Source organism: Shewanella sp. MBTL60-007, assembly GCF_019654915.1.
Lineage (GTDB): Bacteria > Pseudomonadota > Gammaproteobacteria > Enterobacterales > Shewanellaceae > Shewanella.
Window position 1 is genome coordinate 1 of sequence record NZ_BPET01000101.1, and the last position, 8,534, is coordinate 8,534.

The 8,534-nt window shown below is 42.5% G+C and carries 7 protein-coding genes; 2 read left to right on the forward strand and 5 right to left on the reverse strand.

What is annotated here, in order from left to right; all coding sequences use genetic code 11:
- The first annotated feature begins 101 nt into the window (after positions 1–101).
- Positions 102–746: a ParB N-terminal domain-containing protein gene (locus K5Q92_RS23010; RefSeq protein ID WP_220771162.1), complete on the forward strand. Its 645-nt coding sequence runs from the start codon at positions 102–104 to the stop codon at positions 744–746.
- A 3-nt stretch (positions 747–749) separates the two neighbouring features.
- Positions 750–1,952 (forward strand): DUF3440 domain-containing protein, encoded by a 1,203-nt coding sequence (locus K5Q92_RS23015; protein ID WP_220771163.1) that lies wholly within the window; start codon positions 750–752, stop codon positions 1,950–1,952.
- Positions 1,953–2,054: 102 nt separating this feature from the next.
- Here K5Q92_RS23015 and K5Q92_RS23020 read toward each other — a convergent pair whose 3' ends face one another.
- Genes K5Q92_RS23020 through K5Q92_RS23040 form a run of 5 tightly spaced genes read right to left on the reverse strand, consistent with a single transcriptional unit; the run spans position 2,055 to position 8,113 of the window.
- Positions 2,055–3,329: a fimbrial protein gene (locus tag K5Q92_RS23020; protein WP_220771164.1), complete on the reverse strand. Its 1,275-nt coding sequence runs from the start codon at positions 3,327–3,329 to the stop codon at positions 2,055–2,057.
- Between the two features lie 2 nt (positions 3,330–3,331).
- On the reverse strand, positions 3,332–4,159 hold the full coding sequence (locus tag K5Q92_RS23025) for a molecular chaperone (RefSeq protein ID WP_220771165.1): 828 nt from the start codon (positions 4,157–4,159) through the stop codon (positions 3,332–3,334).
- Positions 4,152–6,749 carry a fimbria/pilus outer membrane usher protein gene (locus K5Q92_RS23030; protein ID WP_220771166.1) on the reverse strand — a complete coding sequence of 866 codons (2,598 nt, stop codon included), beginning with the start codon at positions 6,747–6,749 and terminating at the stop codon, positions 4,152–4,154. Before K5Q92_RS23030 ends, K5Q92_RS23025 begins: the two co-directional genes overlap by 8 nt.
- On the reverse strand, positions 6,749–7,510 hold the full coding sequence (locus tag K5Q92_RS23035; RefSeq protein ID WP_220771167.1) for a molecular chaperone: 762 nt from the start codon (positions 7,508–7,510) through the stop codon (positions 6,749–6,751). Before K5Q92_RS23035 ends, K5Q92_RS23030 begins: the two co-directional genes overlap by 1 nt.
- Positions 7,511–7,570: 60 nt before the next feature.
- The gene (locus K5Q92_RS23040) at positions 7,571–8,113 is read right to left on the reverse strand and encodes a fimbrial protein (protein WP_220771168.1); all 543 of its coding nucleotides are present in this window, start codon (positions 8,111–8,113) and stop codon (positions 7,571–7,573) included.
- Positions 8,114–8,534 lie beyond the last annotated feature (421 nt).

An 8,534-nucleotide genomic window follows, 5' to 3' on the forward strand; every position in this document is an offset into this window, starting at 1 on the left:
ATATTAAAGGATTTAAATCTTTTAATAACTATTAATTTGTCATCTTTATGTGCATAGAAATAACATGAACCTCCTTATAAATATTTGTAATAGCTGGGTTTATGGAAGAAAAGCTTATTCAAGAAGAAGTAAATGAAATTCGTAGAGTGTTGAACAAGCTAGGGATGCCGGGGTTCAAACTAACTGATAATGACAAAGTACGAATATTTAATGAAGTCTCAACCATGCTGTACAAATTTGTGTCAATAAAACACCCAGTTTTAAACGTTCAACTTGTAGAGAGAGACAAGGTATTCAATAACGACTTCAACCCCAATAAAGTTGCCCCCCCGGAGTTCAGACTACTCAAGCACTCCATATTAACAGATGGCGTAACCATGCCTGTCGTCGTAGGAGCCCCGGACGTAAGGGGCTGTGTAGAAATCATTGATGGGTATCACCGAAGTAAATTAGTTAGAGAGCATACAGAAATTGCTGACTCACTAAAAAACTACATACCTGTTGTTGCCATCGAAAGAAAAAAAGAAGAGCGGATTTCTGCATCTGTACGCCATAACATGGCTAGAGGTGCCCATCAGGTAGAGCTCACTGCAAATTTGGTGATTAAGCTAAAGGGGGCGCGTTGGTCTGATGAAAAAATAGGTAAAGAGTTAGGTATGGATCCTGACGAAGTGTTGAGAATGCAGCAATTGACCGGTTTAGCTGAAGCATTTGCTGATAGAAAGTACTCAAAGGCATGGGAATAACAGATGAAGAAGCCCATAGGATTAAATGTGTTTGAGGCAGCAACGCAACGGATGAATGTGATTTTAGATGAATTTGAACACCTATTTGTCTCTTTTTCCGGCGGTAAAGACTCTGCTGCACTGTTAAATTTAGCAATTCAAGTCGCTAAGGCACGTAACCAGTTACCAATCGATGTGCTCATTATTGATATGGAGGCTCAATATCAACATACAATTGAATTAATCGACCAGATGGTAGATAGAAAGGAGGTCAATGCATACTGGATCTGTTTACCCCTAAGTTTGAGGAACGCAATAAGTCAGTTTCAGCCTAAGTGGATTTGCTGGGACCCAACTGAAAAAGATAAATGGCTAAGGCCTCTGCCTCAACATCGCTCAGTCATTTCGGATGTTAACTACTTCAAGTTTTACCATTTTGGAATGGAATTTGAAGATTTTGTCGATGAGTTTAGTCTTTGGTATCAGGCAAAACATGGTGGTAAAACAGCTTGTTTAATTGGCATTAGAGCTGATGAGTCTCTAAACCGTTATAAAACCATTAAAAATCGAAATAAAGAAAAATATAAAGAATACTTTTGGACCACTAAAGTTACGTCAGAGGTTTATAAGGCCTACCCTATTTACGATTGGAAAACCGAAGACGTATGGGCTGCTAATGGTAAGAATCATTGGAATTACAACCATATATATGATCTGATGCATAAAGCTGGAGTCCCTTTAAGCCTGCAGCGATTGTGCCAGCCATTCGGTGACGATCAACGAAAAGGCTTATGGCTTTACCAAATCCTTGAGCCCAATACATGGGAGAAACTAGTTCAAAGAGTAAATGGTTGTAACTTTGGTGCTAGATACAGTAAAGATCAGGGACGAATTCTGGGATATTATCGTTTTGAACTACCTGCAGGACACTCTTACAAATCCTATAGTAAATTCCTGCTTAAAAGCATGCCACCGCACATGGCTACACATTATAGAGAACGTATTTTTAAGTTTTTACTCTGGTGGAAAAATAATGGTAAATCCCAAGGCGTCTGGCGAATTAATGATTTCGAAGACAAAAAATTAGAAGCTAAACTAAAAGTTCCGAGTTGGCGTAGAATATGTAAAGTACTCATCAAAAATGATTACTGGTGTCGAGGGCTGTCTTTTGCACCCTCGAAGAAGATATCTCAAAGACACTTAGAGAGCTATAACAAATACTTATAAACTTATTTTGAGTTACTACTTACTTTTGAACCTAGTTAAACTGGATAGTACTTCTGTTAAGCTGGTTTGGTGCTAACACCGCACCACACCAGCTTAACCTTGCTAGTTTATTCTAATAAACACTCTAGCGGTCGCTTGAACTGTTCCTGCTTCAGCAGTTTCTCCGGGTAGTGCTTCAAGTGTCGCTGAAAAATTTCGCGTCCAAATGGTTGTAGTGCCACTTACACTTGGTGCTCCCCCCACTGCGGAATACCAACCGTCTAGATTGCCTCCTCCCATTATCAATTCATTGGTGGCCAAATTAATATCTGTGGTGCTATCAAGATCGGTAATTCGAATCCCTACCCCTTTCGCTGAACCGGGATTACTAATATAACCATTGTCTAAAAGGTGAGTCACACCACTGCCTCCCATAACATTAATGCCAACAGAGGGCGCGGCAGCAACCGTTTCTGCGCCAACTTTAAACGCGTATGAAAACTCGCCAGCACTCACCCCAGGTGAATAACTGTTTTCACATCGGTACTGTAAGTTAAAGCTTTGCGTATCATCGCCCCCAGAGTTCAATGTACTTGCTGCTATCGATGCAAAGGCAACGCTAGGTGTCACCGTTAAAAATACACAGTGGGGCTCCCTACGGATTGTTAACCCCTGATTATGTAATGCAATCGACCCCGGCCAGTCATCATACCAACCGTGATATACTGATTGTGAATCGTCTCCTGCATTGATGAGCGAAGTCCAAAGTCCGGGCCCTTTAAAAACGAGAAAACCAAAGCTATTGGTATAGTTGTAAATCGCATCGGTAAAATACCAGCCATGTCCAGTCGGCACCTTGATGATTTCAGCTTTTATGGTGGCGAAATTTTTTGCTTTTACAAGAATATTGCCGCTACCATCGGTATCAAGCCCTGTTAACGGTCGCTCTTTCCAATATCTAGAAAAGTACTCTCCAGTCCCTAAATGGGTGATACGGGCCACGGTGTTTTGTAATGCTGTTCGGTATCCGCCCGGTATGCCGTATGCTAATCCATCTTCTTGTCTCCCTGCCATATCAACACCGCCATCGGTGGCATACAGTTCATAGAGGCTGCCCGCATCGGTTGCATCGCAAATGTATAAAATTAATTCTGGATCATAGCCCCCTGCTCGGCCAAATTGGGTCATGGGAGCCGTTGTTTCAGCAATAACGCTGCCTGTTGGTTGTAAAGGGCTGGAAGGTGCTGCAACATTAATGCTTGTAGGCCAGCCCATAGGCCCTGGTGAGCCATCCCCCGGAGCCCACCAACTTTGGCGAACGCACGTCGCATTGGCGTTAACCGCGCTCAAAGAAAGCATGATAAGTAAAAGGTATTTACACCTTACTGTGCCGCTCATGGTTAACCTCCCTGGTCACTAATAACTGCAGTGCCTATATTTACTGATGCATTCATGCCTATGGTTTTACCCTCATCGTTAATAACGCGGTATTCAACAGTTTCAACACAGCTTGCTTGTACGCTAGCATCTAAGCTGATGGCTTTCTCAGCGAAGGGCTTGAGTACATCGTTAATCACAACCTTTTGCCTACAACCGCCCAAGAGCTGCAACTGCTTGAGATTCAGGTGATAGGCGGTTGGATTGTGCAGTTGTAATATTGGTGCTGCTTGCTGTCTTGTTAATAAGCGAAACGATACTTGCCTTAATGCATCGTCACTACTGGGTTTTATTGATGTAGGCCGAACAAACACTTTGTATTGCACCTGCATCGCTATGGCCATAACCTGCTCGGTCATAGCCTGCTCAGTCATAGTCTGCTTTTCTAAAGGTGGTTGCTCTAGTACATTGAGCCAAAGCAGTGACTCTCTATCATCAGGTAAGCGCTCGGCAATACCGGCATCAATGAGTTTTGCGGTAGTCACTTCTTTAGCTTTAAGCTGCACTATCGGTGGGCTGACGATTAACGGCGCTGTTGTTGACTCAGGAGTCGCATTAATGTCGCCAGAGTCTATCCATAAACTCACAATTACCGGGTAAGCATTGTAATTGACTAGGCGAAACTGTGCGTTTTTAGTGCCAACAGTATAAACAAACCTAGACCTATCTAAGCCTACGCCAGCTAATAGCTGAAGGGGGATGCAAGTACTCATGATAACAAACATAAGTAACATTCGCTGGTGTCGCTGAACGCCCCTCTGCTTTGCAGCAAATAATGGTAATTTACTCACAGCTAATTTCCTGTTTATGCATCTTGTTAGTTTCAAGTTCGGCAATTAAATATTCGGCGCGGCAAGTGTTATCAGCCCAACTGAGATGTAAGCTGCCTTGGGGTTGTTGTAAGCGAATATAGCCCTGCCCGCCTTGGCCTACATAGCCAAGCGTGACTGCTTGGTCGTCTTTAATCACTGCACCAAGTGGCGGAATTTCACCATTAGCGAGACGTATTTTAAACAGCGCGGTAATACCGCTTTTGGCAACAAAGTCGAGTGTGACCACTGAGCCTGCAATAGGCACAATGCTGCGGCCATTATTAATCAGCTCTACATCGCTATCCAGGCCATTGGTATCCACCGTAACAACGTTAGGCGAAAACGCAGACAACTGATTGATTATGCCGTAGCCATTATTGTCAATTTTAGCGCCAGTAAAGCCCACCTTGGCGCCTTCAGCTTTTTTGGCTTCGACAATAGCGAAACTTTCGCCTAGGGTGTTGGCCATATTGACGCCACCGCCGTGAGCGACAAAAGCGCCTCTGGCCCCAGCGTTAACTTGATAAGACTGGTCTGAAGTGCTGGCTCCTGCATTGAGCTGCAAGTGGTCAAATTGCTTAGATAGGTTTGCACCAAATCTGCGATTGGTTTGATGATTGGCTAAAGTTTCATAATTTGCATTCACGCTGTAAACAGCATCTTGATGGTTTTTTGGTAAATGGGTTAGCGTGCCGTTATAACTTTCACCATTATTGCCTGAGGTTGAAACACCAGCACTAGACATAAAACGCTGACCGCGAAAGTTAAACGGCACAGACAGGGTCAACATAAACTGTTCATCATCTTGCATTGGTAAATAACCACTAAACTGACGTAGGTATGATAGGTTGTAACTCACGTCTCCCCATGAGTTGGAATAACCAATTTGTAATTGTTTACTTGTTGGTCGATCATCTCGATATTGCGTCAAGCTGCCATTGAGTACCAGCTGACCATATTGCTGTAATTGCTGGCTGATATTCACTGACGCGTAAGTTTTTTGCCTATTTGAATAGTCGCTGTAACGGCTGGCTTCGGCTAAATTTAGCGCCTGCGACTTATCCTTCTCATTGAGGCTTTGCTGTAGGTCTCTGTAGCCTTTAGTGGAATACCAAAAACTTGCTAACGCGATATTGGTGCCAAAGTTAAAGCTCTTACTGTAATCCAGCCCCAACTTCCATCCAGACTCATTGTCTTTACCTAAGCTTGAGTTGGAATAGATCCCAGTCATGCCAAATGCCCCAAAAGACGTGCCTAAAACCGCGCCGCTAGATAAGGCATAGTAGTCACGAGAGGCTCTTGCACCGCCATTAAGGCTTAACCAGTTGTTTATGCCTCTGGCATAGTAAGCATCTATTAAATACGGTGAGTCACCTAGGTTGTTGGCTAATTTGCCAATAGAGATCTCATAGCGATCTACACCAGGCCTTAAGGAATCAGGCGTGGCAGAAAAAGGCACACTGTAGTTGGTTGTTTGTCCATCGTCGCCGGTGATTTCTACACGCAAATCACCATAGGCTCTTGTGGGGTTTAAATCATTAATTTCAAACGGACCAGCAGGCACAGTGATTTGGTAAATGGTGGCGTCTTTTTGTTTAACTGTTACAGTGGATGGTCTCACAGCTATTCCAGTAATGACGGGCGCGTAGCTTCTTGTAAAATAAGGCTTCATGCGCGGCTCAGACTTAAGTTGGAGCCCGACAAACGCTGAGCTACCAAAGTGACTATTACTGCTGTAGCTATCACCGACTCTTAAGTAGCTGTCTAAATCGGGAATAATGGTTTGCAAATATATTTGGTAGGCGCTCCAATCAAAGTCAGTCGTTTGATTAGCTTTTGTCACCGTTAAAGCGGCTCGGTGCCTAAGCTGAAAACGACCTAAGTTAATACCGCTACTTAAGCCTAAATAGCCATTTGTATTCCAGCTACTTACAGACTTCATTCTTGAGCTATAAAGATTAACGTCATAGTTAATAAATCCAGCGTTACTGCCGTAATTCCACTGGGCGCGGTTATCGCCTTTTATTGGTTCAATCAACGCCAGTTGAGGAATATTGATATTAAGGGCCAATTGATTAAGGTTGGCGGTCAGCTCAACACCTTCTGGGAGTTGACTTAAATCGGTGCAGTTACTACCAGCACCACTTTTTATCAGCGCATCACGATAGTCTTGCTTTAGTTTAAGCTCAGTGCTCTGCCAAAATTCAACAGGCAAACAAGGGGCTAGGCTGCCATCTTGTTGCTTTGAAAATGAGACAGTTTGATTGGTTTTAAACACCCGTTGATTAACGATGATATCAACTAAATAGTCCCCTGCTGCCGAAGCGCCACCATCTATAAACCCGGTATAATCAATACCAAAGCCGGTTGCACTTAAGATTTTCGGGTCAAAAATATACTCAGGTGTATGACTTTGGTTGGCTGAACTCATCATGATGACTTCATCTTCGAGTTGCTCTGCCTCTTGGTTTTCGGCCGCGAATACGCTTATCGGAAAAGCCACTGATACGCATGTTAATATTGCGCTAGCCATTAGGCTAAAATACAGAGTCGGAACCGCGTTATTCATTATAGCGCCTCCTCTATATCGACAAGCCCTTTAAACCGACTCCTTCCTCCTTGATCATTAATTAAGATGAATTCTATTTCTGAGCTAGCCAGTTGATCTTGTGGCTGAAGCGGCAGTGATAAACTTGACCAGGGCGCAAGCATCTCTTTTGGTACTAAATCACGCTTAACCTTAGAGGTGTTGCTGTAGGTTAACTTAGGAATAGTGACAAAAAATGGACTGTGATTTTTAAGTACTAATGCTGAACTGCCGTCCGCTGCCTTGTTAAGGTTAAACTTGATATGCTTAACCACGTCATCAATATGATAGCCATCAAATTCTGGCCTATAAAATAACTTTAAGGTGTGTTTTTGGGTAATGACTAACTGATTGTTTAATTCACCTTCAGTTTGCGCCAGCGGCGGTAATACTAAAAAGTGAAAATAAAATAGTGACTCCCTATCTGTAGGTAATTCCGTTCCGGTATAAACGATTTTGACTTGTTGACCTTGTTTATTGTTGAGCTTAAAAACAGGGGGCGAGACAAAAAATTGCGCATCATCTTGATAGTCGACATCACCTACTTGGTGGGTTTGTGTTACCCAAACTTGAACCATGCTAGGTGTGACATCTAATGTATTGATAAAGACATTGCTACTATGAGTTTTAGCCGACATGACGAGCCTAGACTTATTAGCAACCACGGCAGCATCAACATAATTCGTGTAAACAACTAACATTAAACCGATGATTAATTTGCCCATGTACAGATAGTTGTACATCACGCCTCCCTGCGAAACTGGCTTTACTTACTGGCTAAAAAATAAATTGTTAATAAACACTTAGTAATAAGTAATGGCGTAATTCACCGTGGCGATAACCGTACCAGCCGTAGCTCCACCTAGGTCAGAACGATATTTTGCTTGGTAGACTTCACTACCCGAGGTGGCAGGTGCCGTTATCATAAAGGCACTGCCATCTGTATAGCTACCAGAGCTAAAATCGAAGTTTGATCCACCATCCTTAGTTAGGGCCACTGCAACATTGCCTGCCGTACCAGTATTTAACAGGTTTCCGACACCATTATCCATGCCTGTAAATTCCATTCCTGCAGTAAAATCAACGCTACCATCACAGCCATTAATATTGACAGTAAACTCGGTAACACCAGCCTCTGAGCCAAAACCAGCTAGGTCAGCTGTAGATACCGTAGGCATTAACACTACTGGACTAGCAGCATCTCCATTAATATCCACTGCACAGGTATTTGCGTTGACTTCTCCCATAAAAGTAATGTCGTTTGGTGCGGCATAGCTGGTCAGGGGAATTAACCCTGTTGAGGCCACCGTTAAACAAATAAACGAAAGCTTTGTTAAGTTCTTCATATATCCACCATCTGGTTAAATTAAGGATTAAAATTTAGGGTTAAATACCTACTAGCAAGAAGTGTTCAAACTGCAAAGTAGTCATAAAAAATAGCAACCTGTTTTGCTGCTCTTTTTATTTTAAGGTTTACGGTGCGTGAATCGCATAGTTAAACCTTGTTACAACTTGTTATTTTTCTTAATTTTATTTGACACGGGTGTTAGCTGGTTACACGCTGACGCGCTAGGTCGTTGTTAACTATGATGATTTTATACTTAACGGTGTTTGGTGATGTGAAAAAAACACACCCATAGAATTATTTTAAATAACCGTTTCTTAAACTAAGTAACTTTAAATAGATTTATTTTCATTTGAATGATCGACATTTCGATAGTTAAACCCTTTAGTGCAAATCTAATATTAACAACACAAGTGCAGTCC

Bases quoted from the DNA above. Each gene is read 5' to 3' on its own strand.
- K5Q92_RS23040 (WP_220771168.1), bottom strand. From the start codon at position 8,113: ATGAAGAACTTAACAAAGCTTTCGTTTATTTGTTTAACGGTGGCCTCA.
- K5Q92_RS23010 (WP_220771162.1), top strand. From the start codon at position 102: ATGGAAGAAAAGCTTATTCAAGAAGAAGTAAATGAAATTCGTAGAGTG.
- K5Q92_RS23035 (WP_220771167.1), bottom strand. From the start codon at position 7,510: ATGTACAACTATCTGTACATGGGCAAATTAATCATCGGTTTAATGTTA.
- K5Q92_RS23015 (WP_220771163.1), top strand. From the start codon at position 750: ATGAAGAAGCCCATAGGATTAAATGTGTTTGAGGCAGCAACGCAACGG.
- K5Q92_RS23030 (WP_220771166.1), bottom strand. From the start codon at position 6,749: ATGAATAACGCGGTTCCGACTCTGTATTTTAGCCTAATGGCTAGCGCA.
- K5Q92_RS23020 (WP_220771164.1), bottom strand. From the start codon at position 3,329: ATGAGCGGCACAGTAAGGTGTAAATACCTTTTACTTATCATGCTTTCT.